Here is a 19,336-nt window from a genome sequence, read left to right as displayed (position 1 = left end):
ACCCCTTTATCTTTTTTTCATTAAACATGTGCTTCGTTAGCTTCCTCATGCTGGAGGGATGCTGGAGCTAGAACAGTACGGAAATTAAAAAATAGGTTCATAAAGATAGCAGTTAGGCTTCCGGTAATCACTCCATCGCTAACGATGATTCGAAGGGATGGAGGCAATTGACTAAATAACTCAGGTACGACGGTTGATCCTAGTCCTAACGAAATTGAGCAAGCAATAATAAGTGCATTATGTTGATTGTTGTAATCTACTGAACCTAGCATTTTAATTCCTGAAGACACGACCATACCAAACAACACAACCGTAGCACCGCCAAGTACGGGGGCAGGAATAATGGTAGCAAGGGCCGCAATTTTAGGAATTAAACCAAGAAATACTAGGATACTACCTGCTGCAACCACAACGTTCGTTGATTTGTTTTGAGATAGTTGAACCAACCCTATATTTTGCGCAAAGGTGTTGTAGGGAAAGGCATTAAAGATCCCTCCTAAGGTGATAGCCAAGCCTTCTGCTCGATATCCTCGAGTGAGATCATCTTGTGTAACAGGACGATCACAAATTTCCCCTAAGGCAAAAAATACACCTGTTGATTCAACTACAATGACTAATCCTACAATTAACATCGTCAGTGTCGGAGCGATCTCGAAGGATGGGGCACCGAAATAGAACGGTTGAGGAATACGGAACCATGAAGCTTCTAAAACCTCATGGAAATCAACTTTCCCCATCATCGCAGCTAGTGCTGTACCTGCGAAAATCCCTAAGAGCACCGAAAGAGAGCGGACATACCCTTTAAAGAAACGGTTGATAATAAGAATAATAGCGATGACACCCATGGACAACATCAAGTTATCTAAGCTACCGAAGTCCGGATTCCCTGCTCCGCCAGCCATATTTCTAATTCCCGATGGAATTAACGATAGTCCAATGATCACGACGACAGTTCCCGTGACAACAAGTGGAAAGAACTTTACGAGTTTTCCAAGATAGCGAGCAAATAAAAAAATGAAGAGTCCTGCTACTATAATAGATCCGTAAATGGCAGGAATACCATATTGTGATCCGATAGCGATCATCGGCGACAGGGCAACAAACGAAGCACCCAATACAACGGGTAAACCAATTCCAAAATATTTGTTTTTCCACGCTTGCAGTAAGGTAGCGATACCGCAGGTTAATAAGTCAATGGCGACCAAGTAAGCCAATTGCTCCGGAGTAAGGTTTAATGCCCTCCCAACAAGCAATGGAACAAGAATCGCCCCAGCATACATCGCCATGACGTGCTGGAATCCTAACGAGAATACTTTTGAATTCACCTTTATTCCCCCTTAATTTTCTTTATAAAAAAAGCCGCAGAAATAGAAGGTGTCTCCTCCTATATCTACGGCTCCTAAACCACGTATAACGAAATTTAAGCTCCTGAATCCTTGAAACAAGTCCGTGAAGAAAAAATGATAAATCAAAATTTCTCCAATAATAAGGTTGGTTAGATACCAAGTGATTGTTCTAGGTAAATCACCGTACAAGCATGCTCACTTGTAAAATCGTAATCCTTAAATATGGTCTTGACCTTCATTCCAAATCGCTTCTCAAAGTTTTCTTTTAATCGAATTTTATATTCCATGGCTAAAGCCCCATCGACGGATAAGGTCAGCTCAGAATACCTTTCACTTAATACTGAGATTAAAGGCGAGCGCTTCGTCTGCGCAAAAATGACAATGCGATTATCCTGGATGTCAATTGTTTGCTTACTAACTCCCGCACTATAAATTTCTTGGTTGATGTCATTATATAACTGCGACAGCTGCTTTTTAAAAGAAGAATTCATCCATACTCACCTGCTGCTTCTAGTTCTTGAATTAATCATATAAATATTATTGCCCTTTGTCACTACTAATGTAAGGAAATCTAACATATTATTTTACATTTGCTTACCAGTCCATAGCAGCTCCATCCGTCTTGGGATCAACACCTCCGAAAAAAGAAGCCTTGATCTTCGATAAGAATGGCATTAACATGACCATAATCTCATTCAACTCCTCCAATACTTAAACCTGGATTTACTAAATGCCTGTTGGGGGTTCATGCTTTAATCTAGTATTTTCGTGTTAATCAGAGCTTATGGAAACAATGGAAGTTGCCAAGAACGAGAGTGAGAAAACTCAAAGGACTCGGTGTCCCATTTGGAAAAGTACATGAATGGGGAAAAATACCAGAAGGGGCTATTGGCGCCCCTGCTTTTGGCACTGTAGGCCTTTCGCTTGGCATTACACCGGATTTGAGTACTGCCGGGAAGGTCGTAATCATGACTTTAATGTTTATAGGGAAAATCGGGATGGTTACCTTCTTATTCAGTATGGGGGGCAAACCATTAAAACATGCGTATCACTATCCCAAAGAGCGCATCATTATAGGATAAAATAAAGTACTGCTGCAAATGTTGTTGTCTTTTTCCTGATTGAAGAAAAATTCAAGCTGAGGGGCATCGTACCCAATTATGTACATTGCTTTTATTTTTCGCTAAAATAAAGGGTATAATGAATGCTTATATAGTTTATTGATGATAAAAGATAATGAGGTAGAAAAAAATGATTGCAAAAACAGAAGATGATTTTAATGGTTTGAAGGAAATTGGCAAAATTATTGCCTCCATTAGAGATGAATTGGTACAAAGAACAATTCCGGGCATAACGACCAAAGAACTTGATGATATAGCCGGGGAACGTTTAGAAAAAGCGGGTGCAGTTTCAGCTCCAAAAGGTGAATATGATTTTCCTGGCTATACTTGCATAAGCCTAAATGATGAAGTGGCACATGGCATTCCGGCTGATCGGGTTATTCGTGAAGGGGATATAGTAAACATAGATGTATCCGCTTCAAAGAACGGTTATTTCGCAGATACAGGAATCTCATTTGTAGTAGGCGAAGGAGAAGAAGTATTAACGAAATTATGCGACGTCGCCAAAAAGGCATTTGAAGCGGGTCTTAAGAAAGCAAAACCCGGTTCCAAAAAAAGCAGAATCGGAAAAGCGGTGTTCGAAACAGCGAGACAGCATGGATTCACGGTTATCAAAAACCTTACAGGACATGGTGTTGGACGTAGAATACACGAAGCACCTGACCATATTTGTAATTATTATGATCCATGGGATAATGAAATATTAAAGGAAGGGATGGTTATCGCATTCGAACCATTCATCTCAACCTTTGAAGAAGAAGTATTCCAAAAAGAAGACGGTTGGACCTATGCTACTGAAAAAAGCTATGTAGCTCAAGTGGAACATACGATTATCCTTACTAAAAATGGACCGATCATTGTCACGCTTTAATTCAAGCATAGTCGGAAAAAGTCGCGTATTTCGTCTGAAGTTATATAAACTCGTAACAGTTTAAAAGAATGTTTCTCGCATCTAAAGGAGTTGCTTTTGCAGCTCCTTTTCTTATCGAACTAAAGGGGCAGGTTAAGCAAAGTTTCTTCAAACTGTTTTTCTAACAGATAATTTATTCACCTTGTAATCGTTACTCCATATAATGAAAGTAGATAGGACAACTCTCTCCTGTCCTATTTATTCCCATCCGGTTCATTTGAAGTAACTATTCTTAGCGGCGAATAGTTACTTTTTTAGTTACAAAGAATCTTCGCTAAACAAGTCAATTAGCTGATTTCTCTACCCGTTTTTTTATTAAGGATCATCCACTCCACTATGACAAAGTTGAGAACGAGTCCTGCCCAAATGTTCACATTCAATACTTCCTCGATCATCTTATCTCTTCCTTCTGGAAGCATAAATCCATTAAAAGTGTAATAAGTAATGAGAAGGACGGGTACTAGTACACGTGCACTGACTGCTACTAGAGTTATACCAAAACTGCGCATCATCCATATTCGGTGTGCATGAAATTGTCCATTAACAGCTGTACGGTAACCCTTCCAACATGTGAATAACCACAGAATGGCCAGAGTAAGAAAAGCTGCTGCTTTTGTGAAACTTTCTATATAGAAGACAACGGCAAGAGCAAGAATTCCACTAATAAAAACACTGACAACATAAATCCTCCCCACATAGCGATGAACCTTTGGATTTTTCAAACGAATACGATCCATAAACTGAAGAAAACCTGTTATTAAGGCAATAAAGGCGCAACCAATATGTGTAACCAGTATAGAATATTGTGTTGGCGAATTAATATCTACACGGCTGTTAGCAGGATTTAAAGTTAGATAGGGGATCATGAAAGGAATCATAATCCCAACCGAGACTATAACTAAAATCCACCAACCCTTTTTTTGCATCATACCTTTTTTAACTCCTTTATTATGTTTGTACGTAACAAGCAGAATTTTAGGTGGTTTTAGAGTCATTCGATAATTTTTTCCCTAATGGTGTCAGAATGCCATCAATGGTGGAGGAGTTCTTTTCACGCAAATAATTTTCCAGTTCAGCTTCACCCTTTTTCATGTTGGACCGATTCAATGTTTCACGTTCACTGGAGTAGGTCATGAAGGGGACACTATATCCGCAAGAGGTTTGGACTTTATGAATTTTGGCTAAAATGATTTGTCTTGCACCGGGCATCATTTCAAAATGACCTATCATCCGATCCCATTCTTCTGTTTCAGGCAGAATCACTTTGCCTGAACCATATAAGCGCAAGATCATCGGCGGACCTTCAAATGCACAAAACATAAAGGTGATCCGGGCATTTTCATTAATATGTCCGCTTGTTTCGTTACCACTCCCGGTTAGATCCAAATACGCAATTTCGGTGGATGATAGGATGCGGAGGGTATCATACCCTTTTGGAGAAAGGTTTACATGCCCCGCCGCATCCAAAGGTGCCGTTGCAATAAAAAACAAATGCTGTTTCTTTATGAAGTTTTGATGCTCAGCTAACATTTCCGGAAAATACTTTGCCATCATTATTCCCTCCAAAGAAATCCATTTTAAAATATAAGTTCTCTATTAATGAGTGGATTACCTTTTTCAGCTATACTACCCTGATGAAAAAAGCGATAGCTGCATACAGCGCTCATTTTCCCTTTAAGAATCCGGCTGACCTTTATGAACGATATTAATTTTAGATTACAAGGGTGATTAAGAATTTGAGATTTTCCAGTATTGTACTATGATAAATTTATATTGTTTGAATTTGGAAGGGTATGGGAGGGTGACCATACTCTTACAGAATCATTTAAGGAGTGGTAGAATGGCACGTGTTTTATTTATTAATGCTGGATCAGAAGGACATATCAATCCAACTATTGGAGTTGTGCAAGAGCTTATTTCGCGTGGAGAAGAGGTAGTGTACTTTACGATAGAGTCTTTTCGGGAACGTATTGAGAGGACGGGAGCTACTGTACGAACAATTGACGGTGAAAAATTTATAGAAGCTTTCCTCTCAGGGGGAAGAAATTATTTACTCGAAAGAATCAACGGTCTTTTACATACGGTAGATATCGTCATACCTAGCGTGCTTGAACAGATCAAAGGAGAGCATTTCGATTACATCATCCATGACTCCATGTTTGGCTGTGGAAGTATGCTTGCCCAAATCCTTAAGCTTCCTGCAATCAATTCTTGTACTTCTTTTGCGCAGACAAAAGCATCATTCGATAAAATGCTGGAACAGCTTTCTAAAGAAATCACTCCAGAAATAGGTAAACCTATACAAGATGAATTTCAAAGACTGACGGCAATGGTGAAGGAAAAATATGATGTGGAGATCCATTCTGCTTACGAAGTTTTTTGTAATCCTGCACCACTTTCAATCGTTTATACAACTAGGGAGTTTCAACCTTTTAAAGAAGCATTCGACCAAACTTACAAATTTGTAGGTCCGTCCATTTCTTCACGAATAAAGCAGGATAACTTTGACCTTGCTGATATCAAAGGAAAAAGTCCCCTTTACATTTCGCTTGGGACGGTTTTTAACCGGTCTCTTGATTTTTATAAGCTTTGTTTTGAAGCATTTGGAAATAGCGATCACACGGTGGTCATGTCGGTCGGTCAACAAACCCCGCTAATTGAATTAGGAGAGATCCCCAAAAACTTCATTGTGAAAAAATACGTTCCACAAACGGACGTGCTGAAATACACTAAATTATTTATCACACATGGCGGAATGAATAGTACCAATGAGGGTCTCTACTATGGAGTTCCGCTAATTGTCATCCCGCAAAGCGCGGATCAGCCGATGATTGCAGGGCAAGTTGCCAATATCGGAGCCGGTATTACATTACAAATGCAAAGCTTGACTGCAAATCAGCTGCGTGAGGCCGCAGATCATGTGTTAAACGACCCAACCTTCCATAAAACTGTTTCAAAATTAAAAGAATCCTTTCAAAAATCGGGTGGATATCACCAAGCTGTTGATGAGATTTTTGAATATAAAAGACAATACGATATTTAAAAATGTATGATCGGCGGCATTTTCTTAGCGGGTAAGGAAATCCTTTTTCTTATGGCACTTGGAATGAAGAACGGTGACCTAAAAAGGTATTGTCCTTTTTATAGAAAAATAAAATGGGGGACATATATGGAAATTTGTTTAATTGGTGGCGGAAATCACACGAATAATGAATTACGTGAAGTGTTCCTAGAACTTTCAAAAATGATTAAACCTGAAGCGAAGATTTTAATAATCCCTTTTGCAACCGACAATTCCAGGTATGAAAGTTGGATGGCAAGTATTACACAAGCTTTTTCAATCATGGAGAATGTAAGTATTGAATTATTAAATGAAGACCTTTCAGGCAAAGAAATGAAAAAGTCTATAATGGAACATGATATTCTCTATTTTATAGGTGGAAAGCCAGTAAGGTTAATCCATGTAATTGAAGAAAAGGGACTTACCGCAATTATCAAAAACTTTCAAGGTTTAATCATTGGATATAGTGCGGGTTCATTAGCTTTCGGCCATGATTGCATAATCACAAAAGATAAAGACTATCCAGAAACGATAGTGATCAAGGGCTTAGGATTAGTGGGGTTTAGCGTTGAGGTCCATTACGAGGATAATATAGATGGAGAATTATTTCCCCTATCAAATGAACGAAAGATATATGCAATACCAAATGGAAGTGCAGTTTTCTCCAAGAGCGGGGAACTATATAAAGGTATAAATGATATCTATTCCTTTCAAAATATGAAAAAGGAAATAGTGAATTCCAAAGTCTTATAAAACGGGCAGGCGCTTTATCCCAATTGGAGCAAGGTCGCAGGACGCTAAGGATAGAGAAAAGGAGACTGCAATGAAAGTAAATTTAATGATCTTCATTACATCAATAAAAGAACAAGAAAAGAATAGGTTAATGATGAAAACATTTGAATCTGATATTCGTCCTGTTACAGGGGATATAATCGATGATCCCGGGTTCGATCCACGATTTCATAATGGATATGAGGTTGTAAAGGTTACGATAAATTATGCTTCGAATGAATGTCTGGTATCCCTGCACCCGCTTGCGATCGAAATCGAGGAAATCAGGATGGAAACTTATTTGGAGAAACTGGAAGCACACGGTTGGCGTGCTGTCTCAAAAGAAGAATTGAAAAGTATATAAAAATGATATAAGGAGTATGAAAATGGAAAAATACTCGACAACCACTTTAAAGATGATTAGAAATTTTGATGTAATGCCTGAAAGGGTATTTGTTGCATGGGTGGACCCCGGGATGATGAGAAAATGGCTTTTTACATTGGAGGGGACAAATAAAGTGGCACAAAATGATCCGCAAGTGGGAGGAACTTGGGAGATTATTGATCATCGCGATGGAAAAGATTATCGGGCGATAGGGGAGTACCTTGAAATGGACCGTCCCAATAAATTAGAGTTCACTTTTAAAATGCCGCAATTCAGTGAAGCGGCAGATACAATTACAGTTGAGCTGAAAGAACTTCAAAAGGGCTGTGAAATGACATTTTCACAAAACATCACCGTTCCTCATGAAGAAAATTGGACACAATCCGATATCAAAAAAGCTCTTGAAGAGTATCACGATGGATCTGAACACGGCTGGAATTTAATGTTTATGGGACTGAAAGAATTGGTTGAAACTGGACAAGTCAGCTATAAAGGCTAATAGTCGTTGGCCGCAGTTTTTAGACAATAGGAAATCGGAATCGCATCCCGGTGGAATGGATTGAAGAAATCGAACTGGAACGCTTTCTGGAAAAAACTGTAGGCTGATCTCACACCGAAATATGTTTTTAAGTTTTTTTCCAGTAATCCTAAATGAATGGAAGAAATGTGCGACACTCCTGCCGAAAAACTGGCTAGCCGAGACCCCACAGGTACTTGAGCCGAGGAGGCTTGGCAGACAGTCGGCGGAAAGGGAGCGGATTTCCTGAAAGCAGCTGATGTTTTCTTGAAGAAACTATAGGCTGATCTCACACCGAATTATGTATAAGACCTTGTCCTTTAAGTTTTTTTCCTGTAATCCTTATTGGATGGAAGAAATGTGCGACACTCCTGCCGAAAAACTGGCTAGCCGAGACCCCACAGGCGCTTGTGCCGAGGAGGCTTGGCAGACAGTCGGCGGAAAGGGAGCGGATTTCTGAAATCGACTGGAATGTTTTCTTGAAAAAACTGTAGGCTGATCACACCGAAATATGTATAAGACTAGGTCCTTTATGTTTTTTCCTGTACTCCTTATTGGATTTCTGAAATCGACTGGAACGTTTTCGAAACTCAATTATCGAGTTTGTGCTAATAGCCGTTTGCCAATGAAAAGCTCTCCAAATTAACTGGAGGGCTTTTCGGAATGTAGTTTGATATATTGACAATCCCCTTTGAATTGGTAATATTTACTTTATTATTACATATGTGATTTTTAATAGAAGGCGGTTTAATTATGGATGGGAAAAGCAGTTACGACGAGTTTCATAAACTGATAGAAAGTGGGCAATATCGCAAATTGGTCATGTTATTATGACTAACTTTATGTACATATTTTGTTTATTAGTATGGGGTCTTAATTTTATTGCCGTTAAGATTCAAGGTACACCTGTGAGTTTAGAATTATCTTTAACCTATCGTTTAGGTTTGACGGCCATCCTATTTTTCATTTTATTGTGCATGCTTAGACCTAAAGGAAAACCTAAGAAAAAGGATGTTCCATTCATTATTGTGTTTGGAATTTGTAATTTTGCTTTAAGCTATTTATGCCTTTATTACGCCACTATCTTAAGTTCAGCAGCAATGGTTACGTTAATATTTTCATTGAAAGTCATTTTAACGCCCATTGCCCTTCGTGTTTTTTTGAAGGAACCATTGCATTCACGTATCTTAATTGGCGGGATAATTGGTGTGCTGGCTGTTTGTATTGTTATTTATCCGAGTTTACATGATATTCATGGGTTCAATGATATAAAGGGCATCATGATGGCTGTTCTTGGTACCATCCTCACTGCATTGGGCGATGCAAGCTCTGCTAGAAATGCCAGGGAGAAAGTGAACCCAATCTATGCCAATGTACTTGGATTTGCAGCAGGAGGAATTCTTTTGGCGGCCATTGTGTTCATCCAAGGACAAGCAGTCACTATACCGACATCCATTACATATTTATCTGCTTTGTTCTATTTAACTATATTCGCTTCCTTTGGAGCTTGGCTATTTTACCTCAAGCTTGTAGAAAAGATAGGCGGGGCGAAAAGTGGATACATGGTTGCCCTTTTTCCGGCAATTGGAGGTATAGCTTCAGTGATGATTGGTCAATCAGATCCAACCATTTTCTTGGGAGCCGGCTGTCTTTTCAGTTGTTTAGGTGCGGCGATTGCATTAGGTTTTGGCATGAATATTGGTAAAAGTAATTTGAAAGAAGAAATGTAATTCGATTTACAGAGAGGGATGGGACAATGGAAAGTAAATGGCCAACTGAAATGAAAGTAGCGCAAATCCGGGTTGCACGTCCTACTAATCAACTAAAAAAGGTAGTAAACTTCTATTGTGAAGGATTAGGATTGAAAAAAATCGGTTCTTTCGAAGGGCACGAGGGATATGACGGCATCATGATCGGGCTTCCGGATTCCAGCTATCATCTGGAGTTTACCCAACATAAGGATGGCAGTCCTTGTCCTGCCCCATCAAAAGATAATCTGCTTGTCTTTTATATTCCTGAACGTAAAACCATTGAGGAAATCACGAATAGGTTGAAAGGTATGGGCTATGAACCGGTTTCTCCGGAGAATCCATATTGGGAAAAATCAGGTGTTACCGTTGAAGATCCGGATGGTTGGAGAATTGTATTGATGAATTCGCCCGGCATAGGAAATTAAATTTCACAAAGGAAACGACCGAAAAGCACCATGCTTTTCGGTCGTTTTGGAGTTATGAGGACATCGTGATCCCGCCATTGATATGAATGCACTGTCCTGTTATATAAGCACCTTCATCAGATGCTAGCAGCACATAGGCGCCTGCATGATCTGCAGGTTGCCCAGGGCGCCCAAGCGGTGCCTCTGTACCGAACTCGGCAACGGATTGTTCGTCGAACGTCGCCGGGATCAGCGGAGTCCAAGCATTCGGCTTTTTTTTGTGCCATTCTATGGGGAAAGTGTGAAACTCACGAGTAAAACGCTGAAATTCACGAGTAAATCAGCTAAACTCACGAGTAAAAGCGTGAAACTCACGAGTAAATGGCTAAAACTCACGAGTAAACGCCGATTCGACAAATAAAAGCGTGAAAAATTCACGAGTATATGCCCCAATTCACGCATAATAGCCCGAAACTTACTGGAAATGCTCCAAAACTGGTTTGTTTCAATACAATTGGCTGTATAAAGGTGTAAAGGAGATTGAAGAAGGCAATGATTTTCCTTTCGAAAGCAGCTATTGGTTTTGGCGGATTTTGTTTATCGTAATCAGTTTATTCATCATTTTTACGACTGTAAATTCATTCTTTCGCTAAAAAACCCCAATTTTTGTAATGATTTATTTAGCCTTGGACATACTTAATGAAGATATCAATAAGTAATATTTAATTAAGGAGGAATCCCAATGGCTAACGAAAATATCCAAATGAAAATGGAACATATTTGGCAGGATACATGTGGATCATGGGAAAATTGTACGGAAACCACAATTCAGTCATTTTTGGCAAAATCTGAAGAAAGCAATATTGACCCGCAATATTGCATGAGCTGGGTGGAACAACATAAAGCCCAAATACCTGAATGGGATGCCGTTTCAAAAGTATCGCTCGACTGGGTCAATCAACATACCTCAACGGGTTCACCCATTTCAATCAAGGATGATTATTGAAAGGATATATTCTTTCTGCTTATGACTGGTTCGAACTCTACTATGGTTAAGAGGTGAAGATAGTTGTCAAATCATGAGGAACAAAACGGTCAAACAAATCGTCGGGATCCAGATTACAGAGTTAATGAGTGGGATGAAATGAATGGTGAAGATAAATTTGTACAATCAGCCATCCAAGAGGAATTCAATAATCCGGTAATCGAAGAAACAATCTTGAAGTTCAATAAAATAGCGAATGAAGAAGAAAAGGAAACTTGATTTTGGACGCCCCTATAGGGCGTTTTTTTTTTTGAGAAGGCTCTTTTCGTAAAGGTTGTTGTTTTTAAAACGAAACTATCTAAGGTTGATTGGAGCGGAAGTGCGAGACTCCCGCGGAAAGCGAGCATCTGGAGGGGAAATCAACCACACCTCACTACTTGGTAAATAGCAACAGAGTATGTGAAAACAGCCTTTGAGAAAGACGAAGGAGCCGTTAATAAATGAGTATGCAAAAGAACATATCTTTACTTTTTAGATTTATAAAATACAAATAAAGGGAAATGGCATCTTAGTATCGTATAAAGCATAGTATAAATCGTTTTTATTAATAATGTTGGCAATGGGAGTGAAGATCATGGAAGCAGCGGTAGAACGAATTTTTTCTAATGAATTGGTGAAATTGGCGGGGGATTTTTTTCAAGTGAATGCTGGGAATCCGGTTAAACTTGGAGATGCAGAGAACTACGTATTTGAGGTTTACAGGGATGGGACGCCATATATCTTAAGAATGACCCATCAATCACATCGTACAAAAGATCAAGTGCTTGCTGAGCTAAAGTGGATTGAGCATTTACAGAATAATGGGAGTGAAATTCCTAAAGTTCTCTTTTCGAAAGAAAAGAATTTAGTTGAAATTGTAAAGGGTTCGGATGGTACGGAATTTTATTGTTGCCTGTTTGAAAAAGCTCCTGGTGTTAGGATGAAAGTCACTGATGAACATTTCGATGGACCTTTATTTTTTGAATGGGGAAGAACCATTGGCCAAATGCATAAACAAACAAAAAGTTATAAGCCTGAAGCGAAATATAAACGGCTGGATTGGTATGAAGAGGAATTATTGAATGTCCAGCTCTATCAATCCGATGTACCGGAGCAAGTGATACGCCAACAAGAAATAATCAACAAGCATTTAAATGCCCTTTCCGTTCATCAAGATAATTTTGGCTTGATTCATTCTGACATACATAATGGCAATTTCCATTATCATGAGGGGCGGATTCATGTTTTTGACTTTGATGACTGTTCATATCACTGGTTTGCCAGCGATTTGGCGATCCCTCTGTACTATCTGATGTGGAGTTTGGAACGTGAAGGGATAAAAGGGCTCGATGAATATGCTGCCAAGTTCATGAGGGAATTCATAAAAGGGTATGAGACGGAAAATATCCTGGCACCTGTGGAATACGAAACGATTCCTCTATTTTTAAAGCTAAGGGATTTAACGTTATATAACTTTTTTCATAAAAAGTATGATTTGAAGAATGCGGATCGTTCATTATCCAATACCGTTCAAAAAATTGAACAAAGAATCATGGAAGGCCGGACTATTGTTCACTTCGATCCGAACATGGTTCATTAAGGGGGATTGGAATGCCAGGAATGAAAAATAATCGGCTTGCATATATGATCCGGACTGGTGTATTGGAAGATGCGGAAGCGGTTTTGGATGTACAGAATTCCGTTATTTCCGAAGGCGAGTATTTTATTGCCGTATCGGAGGAGTTCAATAAAACACCTGAACAGCAACGAGATTGGATACGAAGGTTATTGGAAAATGAACGGGAAACCATCATCGTGGCCGAAATGAGCGATGAAGTGGTTGGATGGATAGCCTTTCAATCGGAAACTAGGAAGAGAATGTTCCACAAGGGCTCATTTGGGGTGATGATCAGAAAAAATTTCAGAGGGATGGGAATCGGAAAAGAGCTTATTGAGGCGTTATTGGATTGGGCAGAAGCCAATCCGTTGATTGAAAAGGTGAGTTTGGGGGTTTTTTCATCGAATCATCGGGCAATATCATTGTATAAACGGCTGGGGTTTGTAGAAGAAGGCCGTAAAATCAAAGAATTCAAGATGAGCGAAAGTGAATACGTTGATGACATTATCATGTACAAATTGGTTTAAACAGACCGAAAGAGCATGAATGGATTCCATACATGCTCTTTGCGGTTTGGTTATGTATCTATTTTTATAGTAAATCGATATTTATGTCATGCATTATCTAATGACTCTTACCTTCACTTGCTTTCTTCCCCACGTTAGGGCATCTGCTTCTTTCGCGATGAATACATCGATTCTGTTTCCTTTGATCGCACCGCCCGTGTCTGCAGCGATGGCTTGTCCGTAGCCTTCGACTTCCACGATGGAGCCTAGCGGAATCACGTTCGGATCGACTGCTATCAGTTTGGCATCATCATATTTTTCTAAATCGACACCCATTCTTGTATTGCCTGAACATCCTTCGCAGCTTGCTGTATAAGCCGTACTTGTAACCGTCAGTTCTTTAACGGCTGAGCTTGCTGAACTGGCTCTTTGTTCTAATTTACTGAAGGTCCGTGCACCGGCTATACCGTCAGCGGATAATCCCTTTTGCTTTTGAAAGTTCATGACTGCTTGTTTTGTACCTGATCCATAAATGCCGTCGACCGTTGATGAGTAAACATCCCAGGCTTTCAATAGCCTTTGCAGTTCAGCTACAGGTCTTCCCATATCCCCGCTTTTCAGTACCTGTATTTTCTGATTCGTTTGTGTTCCTGATATTCCATCGACTTTCAGCCCTGATTTTTCCTGAAACTTCTTTACGGATTCCTTTGTAATCGGACCGTAGTAACCTGTTGCTTCATGATAGGGAAAAACCCCTTTTGTCAGTAATAATTCTTGTAATTCTTTAACATCACTATTACTCATTCCAAATGAAAGTGTGCGATCCAAAGCAGCGGCTTCGCCTTTAGTTGGCATGCAAACTCCTAGAATGAATACAGTAGCCGTTAGGATCGTTAATAAAATTTTCTTCATGTTTATCCTCCTCGTTGTTTCCTGCAATTAAACCATTCGTTAAACTATCACTCTTTTAGGCGCAGTTAAGGAAAAACACCGCGAAGGCACTAAGTAATTGTTAAAACATGTAACAAAAAGAAAAGAAATGAGGCGGACATCGGGTTACCATATCCTTATCAATTGTCGAATTATGGGAAAAAATCAAGTTTCATATGAAACTAACGGAACCGTTTGGTTGAACAGGGGCATTCATTCATGTACGTTTAAGTTAATATAAATTCTATTGTAAGGTTAAAGGAGGGAATCATATGATTAAGGCAGTTATTTTCGACTTTGATGGCTTAATTTTAGACACGGAAACGGTTTGGTATGAGGCCTATAGAGAAACGATGGCTTTTTATCAATCTGATTTGCCTCTCGAACATTTTATTACATGTATCGGAACCGAAAATACTGAACTAAATCAGTACTTCAAAGATCAGCTGGGGGAAAGGTGTAATATTGAAGAAATTGAATCCAGAGCAAAAAGCCTCCATGAAGTAAAGATGAAAACAGCACAGGCACGTGAAGGTGTGAAGGATTATCTAGAAGAAGCAAAAAGAAATGGATATACAATCGCCCTCGCTTCAAGCTCGACAAAAGAATGGGTCACTCATCATTTGGGGGAACTCGGGCTGTTACACTATTTTGAAGTTATGATCACAGGGGATGATGTTGATAAAGTTAAACCAGCGCCCGATTTGTATGTAAAGGCAATTGAAGTCCTAGGCATTCAGCCTGCAGAAGCCGTAGCATTTGAAGATTCGTTAAATGGGCTTCAAGCGGCCCTGACTGCTGGGTTGAAGTGTGTAATCGTACCAAATCCCGTGACGGACGCTTTAGCTTTTGAAAATCATCATTTACACCTCCGATCCATGGCGGATAAGAGCTTGTCTGACGTTATCAAGCATATTGAGCAATAACAGTTCAACGGTAATTATAGTAAGATGAAAGAATGAAACCGCGCCGAAGATGGCAGAGTCTTCGGTTTTTCTGGTTTTAATGAATGTTATATATTGGTGTGGGGGATGAGTATATGGGATTGCAAACGAATGACGAAGGAGTCCGCCTGCGGGAGGTCAAGAAGAGTGATCTTCCTATCTTTTTCGAGCAGCAATTGGATCCTGCCGCAAACTATATGGCTGCTTTCACATCTAAGGATCCATCAGACAAGGCGGCTTTTTTGACACACTGGAAGAACATCTTATCGAACCGGGATATTCAAAAAATGACCATACTCTGTAATGGGGGTGTGGCAGGCAGCATTCTCAAGTTTGAACAGTTTGGTAACCCGGAAGTGAGTTATTGGATCGGGAAACAATTTTGGGGTAAAGGGATCGCTACATGTGCACTGCTCCATTTTTTGCCGAACATAAAAGTCCGCCCTCTTTATGCCCGTGCAGCCAAGGATAACCTTGCATCCATCCGGGTGCTGGAAAAATGCGGGTTTGAAAGATTCGATGAGGACAAAGGATATTCCCATGCAAGAGGTAAAGAGGTTGAAGAATTCATTTTGAAACTTGAAAGTTAAGATAATAATAACAATATCGTTAAGCCTATGAGGAAACGGGTGACAGACAATGGGATATAAGATTTTTTCCATCATTTTTATTTTATGCGGTCTTTTTATAATGTGGTTCGCCCTATTTGGCAAAAAGAAAGAAATCAAAGAGTTCGGCTCCGGAGTACCCACAAATTTCATCGATGTAATTGTAATGATGATATATAAGCTCTTACCTTCCATTATTAGAAAAATCCTTCTATTTGCATTGGGTCTGGCCATTTCTATTGGATTTACCTATATATTGTATAAATTATGGTGAATTTTCCTTATCGGATAAAATAATCCTGAAACTTTCTCCTTACGTAATCGTATAAAATGGTAACGATATATAGGAGTTGTTGCTATTTCGAAGAAAAAAAGTGAAGGCAGTGTTTTTGGATAATGGGGGCGGGAAGTGGACGCCGGCGGAGGCATTGGTTCAATATACCCAATTGGAAGAATATCAGTATAGTAATAGTATGCATAATATGGTAATGTTGAATTTGTGTGATTTTGGAAATTCATAAAAAAGGAAGGTATTATATGTCTGAATCGGTTCTTAAGGTTCAATCCTTAACTAAAAAAATTGGAAAAGCAACCATCGTAGACAATGTTAGCTTTGAAATAAAAAGCAATGAAATATTTGGTTTACTTGGTCCGAATGGTGCTGGGAAGACCACGATCATCCGTATGATCACAGGTCTCATCAATCGTACGGGCGGTACGGTCATGATCAATGGCAGTGACCTCGATCATGATTTCGAAGGTGCGATGCATGAATTGGGGGCCATTGTTGAAAATCCGGAGTTCTATAAATATATGACAGGCAGAAAGAATATCCTGCATTATGCCCGGATGTCATCCAATGACATATCCAATGAGAGAATAGAAGAGGTCATTAAGCTTGTCAAACTGGATCATGCCATTGATAAGAAGGTTAAAACCTATTCATTGGGAATGCGCCAGCGCCTTGGCGTGGCACAGGCCATTTTACATAAACCGTCGTTATTGATTTTTGATGAACCGACGAATGGCTTGGATCCGCAAGGGATTCGCGAGTTTCGTGATTATTTGAAAGTACTGGCAAGTGAAGGCGTCGGGATATTGATTTCATCACATTTACTATCGGAAATGCAATTGATGTGTGATAGTTTTGCCGTTATCGAAAAGGGAAAACTGATCCATACGAAAGAACATATTGTTGATGAAAAAACCGAAACGATCAATGAAGTGTCATTCACCGTCAGTGATGGGAAGCTAGCTAAAAAAATCCTTCAAGAACAGTTTGCGGATATCACGATCCTAAAAAATGGTGCGAAGAAAATCTCCGTATCGGCCACCAGAGAACAAACAGCCCATATAAACAGGAGTTTTAATGCAAATGATCTGGATGTCTTTGAAATCGGCATAACCAGAAAATCGCTGGAAGATAAATTCTTCGAAATCACTGAGCAGGAAATGAGGGAGTCTGTATGATGTCCTTAGTAAAAAATGAATGGATGAAAATCTTTTCAAAAGTATCAACTTATATATTCATCGCTTTTCTATTATTGGCAGCATTAGGGGCTGCGGTCATCGATTATAAACTAAGTCCTGACGAAACGAATAAAGATTGGAAGCAAGAGATAAACGCCGATATCCAAGAACAGGAAAAGGCTTTGGAAGCTAAGGAAATCAGTGAAGAAGAAAAAGCCGCCATCATGGAAGAAATTACTTACAACAAGCAACTGTTGGCTGATAATATAAACCCTGACTTAAACACGAATTGGACCTATATGGCTGAATGGACTACATCATTAACATCATTTGTCACTTTATTCGTCGTTATTGTTTGCAGCTCGCTCGTTTCCTCGGAATTTTCCGATGGGACCATTAAACAACTGTTGATCAGGCCTTATAAACGTTGGAAGATCCTTCTTTCCAAATATATTACTTCCTTGTTATTTGCAGCGTTATTACTTGCGAGCCTGCTTATATTCAGTTATCTAATCGGAATCATATTCTTTGGCAATGGTTCGTATTCAGACAAAATCATGGATCCTGCATCTTTCGAATTCAGTCCGGTGGTAGTCGGCGAATATTTCGTGGACATGATCGTTTACTGGATACCAGGATTCCTGGTCATCACGACCATCGCTTTCATGTTAAGCACATTATTTAAAAACCAAGCACTTGCAGTAGGTATATCCATTTTCATCCTATTTGCCTCTTCGACATTAAATATGGTCATTCAATCATTCATCGGAAAATACGAGTGGTTAAAATTCGTCCTATTCCCCCATCTCGATTTAAGGGGCTATATTTCCGGAACGATAGACATGTTCGATGGAGCTACACTTGGATTCTCGATGGGTGTACTGGGAATCTATTATCTTATCTTTTTAGCGCTAACTTTCTTCTTCTTCCAGAAAAAAGATATCACTAATTAAATAGAGCGAAAAACCGAAATCAGTGGCTGATTTCGGTTTTTCTTATGTAACAGGAATGTTGCTGCTTTGAATCTGGCATAAAGTGAAACCTTTATCCAAAATTATCCGTATAAGATAATATGAGGATATTCAGTTGGGTTTAGGGGTGGAAAATGAATAAAAACAAGGTTCTATTAATTGGACTTATAGGATTTTCTTTATTTCTAATGGGCATGGTGATATCACAATGGACAGTTGCTGGCGTAGTGATCGGGATAGGCGGAGGGTTCGTAATGGGGATCAGTTCCTACCAGTTTGCTAGTCAGTAGCTCCATGTACATATGAACAATACACTGGTTAATTGCGGACTTCGCGGAAATAATCTGATAGAGATGGAGCAGGTTTAAAGATGGGGAAAATGCATTATAAACGAAAGTTAGTCATTATTTTTACAATTATTGGAATATCGTTAGGGTTCTATGTGTACTCGGCATTCTCTCAAAAATTGACAAAATCAACAGATTTGTCTGATGAATCTATCGGGGGATTTAAAGTGTTTGATAACATATCGAGTCCGGAATTCATCAGGGAATATGGAGAACCCATCGATCAGGATAATAATAAGGCTTATGATTATTATTATTGGAAGGGCGGGTTGAAAACGGCCTCTATCAATACAGACGAGGAAAAAGGGAAAATCATGCGGTTGATCATTTCAAGTACGGACGACGCCCAATTTGAAAACTCCCTTCAAACAAGCAAAGGCATTAAATTAGGAAGTAAGAAAGCGGACGTCCTTTCGAAGTACGGAGATCATTATTATAAAAGTTATGAACAGGGAGCCGATATTATCGGATACATTGACCATAAACGAAATATTACCTTGGAATTCTGGTGTGTACCAGGTGGAAGGGTCGCCGAAATACGATTGGATGATGCAGATGTCATTTAATGATTTCACCAGCGTCCCTGATTATCGGTTTTAGCTGTTTAAGTGAATAAGAAAGCGATGCGATAAAATAATATGTTCATAAAAAA

At 39.4% G+C, this 19,336-nt stretch carries 22 protein-coding genes and 2 pseudogenes; 18 read left to right on the top strand and 6 right to left on the bottom strand.

The genetic code is table 11. The features are described from left to right. Window positions 1–20: 20 nt before the first annotated feature. Both AC3WLU_RS05915 and AC3WLU_RS05910 read right to left on the bottom strand, forming a co-directional pair. Window positions 21–1,286 (bottom strand): nucleobase:cation symporter-2 family protein, encoded by a 1,266-nt coding sequence (locus AC3WLU_RS05915; protein WP_492596998.1) that lies wholly within the window; start codon window positions 1,284–1,286, stop codon window positions 21–23. 209 nt (window positions 1,287–1,495) lie between these two features. Next, the gene (locus tag AC3WLU_RS05910) at window positions 1,496–1,837 is read right to left on the bottom strand and encodes a DUF2294 domain-containing protein (RefSeq protein WP_400448839.1); all 342 of its coding nucleotides are present in this window, start codon (window positions 1,835–1,837) and stop codon (window positions 1,496–1,498) included. A gap of 408 nt (window positions 1,838–2,245) precedes the next feature. Between AC3WLU_RS05910 and AC3WLU_RS05905 the strand changes: the two are divergent. Together AC3WLU_RS05905 and map are read left to right on the top strand one after the other, a co-directional pair. Beyond that, window positions 2,246–2,428 (top strand): annotated as a pseudogene (locus AC3WLU_RS05905) (potassium transporter TrkG); the annotation flags it as partial. Window positions 2,429–2,597: 169 nt separating this feature from the next. Then, entirely contained in the window at window positions 2,598–3,338 is a 741-nt protein-coding gene (gene map, locus AC3WLU_RS05900; RefSeq protein WP_492596974.1) for a type I methionyl aminopeptidase, read from the top strand. 326 nt (window positions 3,339–3,664) lie between these two features. Here map and AC3WLU_RS05895 read toward each other — a convergent pair whose 3' ends face one another. Continuing rightward, a complete protein-coding gene (locus AC3WLU_RS05895) occupies window positions 3,665–4,306 on the bottom strand; it encodes a DUF2306 domain-containing protein (RefSeq protein WP_492596973.1) in 642 nt (213 codons plus the stop codon). Between the two features lie 46 nt (window positions 4,307–4,352). Then, window positions 4,353–4,928, bottom strand: coding sequence for a pyridoxamine 5'-phosphate oxidase family protein (locus AC3WLU_RS05890; RefSeq protein WP_230135404.1), 576 nt, complete (start codon window positions 4,926–4,928; stop codon window positions 4,353–4,355). Window positions 4,929–5,217: 289 nt separating this feature from the next. Here AC3WLU_RS05890 and AC3WLU_RS05885 point away from each other — a divergent pair, with 289 nt between their 5' ends. The 6 genes from AC3WLU_RS05885 to AC3WLU_RS05860 all read left to right on the top strand — a co-directional run bounded on the left by AC3WLU_RS05885 (window position 5,218) and on the right by AC3WLU_RS05860 (window position 10,287). Then, window positions 5,218–6,420, top strand: coding sequence for a macrolide family glycosyltransferase (locus AC3WLU_RS05885; protein ID WP_492596972.1), 1,203 nt, complete (start codon window positions 5,218–5,220; stop codon window positions 6,418–6,420). 51 nt (window positions 6,421–6,471) lie between these two features. Next, window positions 6,472–7,191, top strand: a complete 720-nt coding sequence (locus AC3WLU_RS05880; protein WP_492596971.1) for a Type 1 glutamine amidotransferase-like domain-containing protein — start codon at window positions 6,472–6,474, stop codon at window positions 7,189–7,191. A 70-nt stretch (window positions 7,192–7,261) separates the two neighbouring features. Beyond that, complete coding sequence (locus AC3WLU_RS05875; protein WP_367235024.1) at window positions 7,262–7,573, top strand: hypothetical protein; 312 nt, start codon at window positions 7,262–7,264, stop codon at window positions 7,571–7,573. A gap of 22 nt (window positions 7,574–7,595) precedes the next feature. Beyond that, entirely contained in the window at window positions 7,596–8,093 is a 498-nt protein-coding gene (locus tag AC3WLU_RS05870) for an SRPBCC family protein (RefSeq protein ID WP_492596970.1), read from the top strand. Between the two features lie 848 nt (window positions 8,094–8,941). Next, window positions 8,942–9,841, top strand: coding sequence for a DMT family transporter (locus AC3WLU_RS05865; protein WP_492596969.1), 900 nt, complete (start codon window positions 8,942–8,944; stop codon window positions 9,839–9,841). Window positions 9,842–9,867: 26 nt separating this feature from the next. Continuing rightward, on the top strand, window positions 9,868–10,287 hold the full coding sequence (locus AC3WLU_RS05860) for a VOC family protein (protein ID WP_413003270.1): 420 nt from the start codon (window positions 9,868–9,870) through the stop codon (window positions 10,285–10,287). 52 nt (window positions 10,288–10,339) lie between these two features. Here the strand turns inward: AC3WLU_RS05860 and AC3WLU_RS05855 are convergent. Beyond that, window positions 10,340–10,528 (bottom strand): annotated as a pseudogene (locus AC3WLU_RS05855) (SDR family oxidoreductase); the annotation flags it as partial. Window positions 10,529–11,008: 480 nt separating this feature from the next. Between AC3WLU_RS05855 and AC3WLU_RS05850 the strand changes: the two are divergent. The 4 genes from AC3WLU_RS05850 to AC3WLU_RS05835 all read left to right on the top strand — a co-directional run bounded on the left by AC3WLU_RS05850 (window position 11,009) and on the right by AC3WLU_RS05835 (window position 13,435). Then, complete coding sequence (locus AC3WLU_RS05850) at window positions 11,009–11,272, top strand: hypothetical protein (RefSeq protein WP_057276427.1); 264 nt, start codon at window positions 11,009–11,011, stop codon at window positions 11,270–11,272. A 63-nt stretch (window positions 11,273–11,335) separates the two neighbouring features. Beyond that, the gene (locus AC3WLU_RS05845) at window positions 11,336–11,530 is read left to right on the top strand and encodes a hypothetical protein (protein WP_034304321.1); all 195 of its coding nucleotides are present in this window, start codon (window positions 11,336–11,338) and stop codon (window positions 11,528–11,530) included. Between the two features lie 355 nt (window positions 11,531–11,885). Beyond that, window positions 11,886–12,890, top strand: a complete 1,005-nt coding sequence (locus AC3WLU_RS05840; protein WP_492596968.1) for a phosphotransferase enzyme family protein — start codon at window positions 11,886–11,888, stop codon at window positions 12,888–12,890. An 11-nt stretch (window positions 12,891–12,901) separates the two neighbouring features. Then, entirely contained in the window at window positions 12,902–13,435 is a 534-nt protein-coding gene (locus AC3WLU_RS05835) for a GNAT family N-acetyltransferase (RefSeq protein ID WP_440439767.1), read from the top strand. A 93-nt stretch (window positions 13,436–13,528) separates the two neighbouring features. Here the strand turns inward: AC3WLU_RS05835 and AC3WLU_RS05830 are convergent, their stop codons facing one another. After that, entirely contained in the window at window positions 13,529–14,326 is a 798-nt protein-coding gene (locus AC3WLU_RS05830; RefSeq protein WP_492596967.1) for a peptidoglycan-binding protein, read from the bottom strand. 290 nt (window positions 14,327–14,616) lie between these two features. Here AC3WLU_RS05830 and AC3WLU_RS05825 point away from each other — a divergent pair, with 290 nt between their 5' ends. The 6 genes from AC3WLU_RS05825 to AC3WLU_RS05800 all read left to right on the top strand — a co-directional run bounded on the left by AC3WLU_RS05825 (window position 14,617) and on the right by AC3WLU_RS05800 (window position 19,250). Further along, window positions 14,617–15,270: an HAD family hydrolase gene (locus AC3WLU_RS05825; protein WP_492596966.1), complete on the top strand. Its 654-nt coding sequence runs from the start codon at window positions 14,617–14,619 to the stop codon at window positions 15,268–15,270. A 113-nt stretch (window positions 15,271–15,383) separates the two neighbouring features. Next, window positions 15,384–15,878 (top strand): GNAT family N-acetyltransferase, encoded by a 495-nt coding sequence (locus tag AC3WLU_RS05820; RefSeq protein WP_440439769.1) that lies wholly within the window; start codon window positions 15,384–15,386, stop codon window positions 15,876–15,878. A 555-nt stretch (window positions 15,879–16,433) separates the two neighbouring features. Further along, entirely contained in the window at window positions 16,434–17,366 is a 933-nt protein-coding gene (locus AC3WLU_RS05815) for an ABC transporter ATP-binding protein (RefSeq protein WP_057276420.1), read from the top strand. After that, window positions 17,366–18,319 (top strand): ABC transporter permease, encoded by a 954-nt coding sequence (locus tag AC3WLU_RS05810; protein ID WP_170956429.1) that lies wholly within the window; start codon window positions 17,366–17,368, stop codon window positions 18,317–18,319. The genes AC3WLU_RS05815 and AC3WLU_RS05810 overlap by 1 nt, the downstream gene beginning before the upstream one ends. 152 nt (window positions 18,320–18,471) lie before the next feature. Further along, window positions 18,472–18,627, top strand: coding sequence for a hypothetical protein (locus AC3WLU_RS05805; protein ID WP_268565141.1), 156 nt, complete (start codon window positions 18,472–18,474; stop codon window positions 18,625–18,627). A gap of 80 nt (window positions 18,628–18,707) precedes the next feature. After that, window positions 18,708–19,250, top strand: coding sequence for a hypothetical protein (locus AC3WLU_RS05800; protein ID WP_492596965.1), 543 nt, complete (start codon window positions 18,708–18,710; stop codon window positions 19,248–19,250). Window positions 19,251–19,336: the final 86 nt, after the last annotated feature.

Source organism: Peribacillus sp. FW305-BF15 (genome assembly GCF_058783805.1).
Note: the sequence above shows the minus strand (reverse complement) of the source record. Positions and strands in the feature narration are given on the sequence as shown.

What these genes read in the sequence shown, in the direction of transcription:
- AC3WLU_RS05815 (WP_057276420.1), top strand. Translation starts at nt 16,434, where the DNA reads ATGTCTGAATCGGTTCTTAAGGTTCAATCCTTAACTAAAAAAATTGGA.
- map (WP_492596974.1), top strand. Translation starts at nt 2,598, where the DNA reads ATGATTGCAAAAACAGAAGATGATTTTAATGGTTTGAAGGAAATTGGC.
- AC3WLU_RS05800 (WP_492596965.1), top strand. Translation starts at nt 18,708, where the DNA reads ATGGGGAAAATGCATTATAAACGAAAGTTAGTCATTATTTTTACAATT.
- AC3WLU_RS05810 (WP_170956429.1), top strand. Translation starts at nt 17,366, where the DNA reads ATGTCCTTAGTAAAAAATGAATGGATGAAAATCTTTTCAAAAGTATCA.
- AC3WLU_RS05910 (WP_400448839.1), bottom strand. Translation starts at nt 1,837, where the DNA reads ATGAATTCTTCTTTTAAAAAGCAGCTGTCGCAGTTATATAATGACATC.
- AC3WLU_RS05875 (WP_367235024.1), top strand. Translation starts at nt 7,262, where the DNA reads ATGAAAGTAAATTTAATGATCTTCATTACATCAATAAAAGAACAAGAA.
- AC3WLU_RS05860 (WP_413003270.1), top strand. Translation starts at nt 9,868, where the DNA reads ATGGAAAGTAAATGGCCAACTGAAATGAAAGTAGCGCAAATCCGGGTT.
- AC3WLU_RS05835 (WP_440439767.1), top strand. Translation starts at nt 12,902, where the DNA reads ATGCCAGGAATGAAAAATAATCGGCTTGCATATATGATCCGGACTGGT.
- AC3WLU_RS05895 (WP_492596973.1), bottom strand. Translation starts at nt 4,306, where the DNA reads ATGATGCAAAAAAAGGGTTGGTGGATTTTAGTTATAGTCTCGGTTGGG.
- AC3WLU_RS05850 (WP_057276427.1), top strand. Translation starts at nt 11,009, where the DNA reads ATGGCTAACGAAAATATCCAAATGAAAATGGAACATATTTGGCAGGAT.
- AC3WLU_RS05820 (WP_440439769.1), top strand. Translation starts at nt 15,384, where the DNA reads ATGGGATTGCAAACGAATGACGAAGGAGTCCGCCTGCGGGAGGTCAAG.
- AC3WLU_RS05865 (WP_492596969.1), top strand. Translation starts at nt 8,942, where the DNA reads ATGACTAACTTTATGTACATATTTTGTTTATTAGTATGGGGTCTTAAT.
- AC3WLU_RS05870 (WP_492596970.1), top strand. Translation starts at nt 7,596, where the DNA reads ATGGAAAAATACTCGACAACCACTTTAAAGATGATTAGAAATTTTGAT.
- AC3WLU_RS05880 (WP_492596971.1), top strand. Translation starts at nt 6,472, where the DNA reads ATGGCACTTGGAATGAAGAACGGTGACCTAAAAAGGTATTGTCCTTTT.
- AC3WLU_RS05840 (WP_492596968.1), top strand. Translation starts at nt 11,886, where the DNA reads ATGGAAGCAGCGGTAGAACGAATTTTTTCTAATGAATTGGTGAAATTG.
- AC3WLU_RS05805 (WP_268565141.1), top strand. Translation starts at nt 18,472, where the DNA reads ATGAATAAAAACAAGGTTCTATTAATTGGACTTATAGGATTTTCTTTA.
- AC3WLU_RS05830 (WP_492596967.1), bottom strand. Translation starts at nt 14,326, where the DNA reads ATGAAGAAAATTTTATTAACGATCCTAACGGCTACTGTATTCATTCTA.
- AC3WLU_RS05825 (WP_492596966.1), top strand. Translation starts at nt 14,617, where the DNA reads ATGATTAAGGCAGTTATTTTCGACTTTGATGGCTTAATTTTAGACACG.
- AC3WLU_RS05915 (WP_492596998.1), bottom strand. Translation starts at nt 1,286, where the DNA reads ATGGCGATGTATGCTGGGGCGATTCTTGTTCCATTGCTTGTTGGGAGG.
- AC3WLU_RS05885 (WP_492596972.1), top strand. Translation starts at nt 5,218, where the DNA reads ATGGCACGTGTTTTATTTATTAATGCTGGATCAGAAGGACATATCAAT.
- AC3WLU_RS05890 (WP_230135404.1), bottom strand. Translation starts at nt 4,928, where the DNA reads ATGGCAAAGTATTTTCCGGAAATGTTAGCTGAGCATCAAAACTTCATA.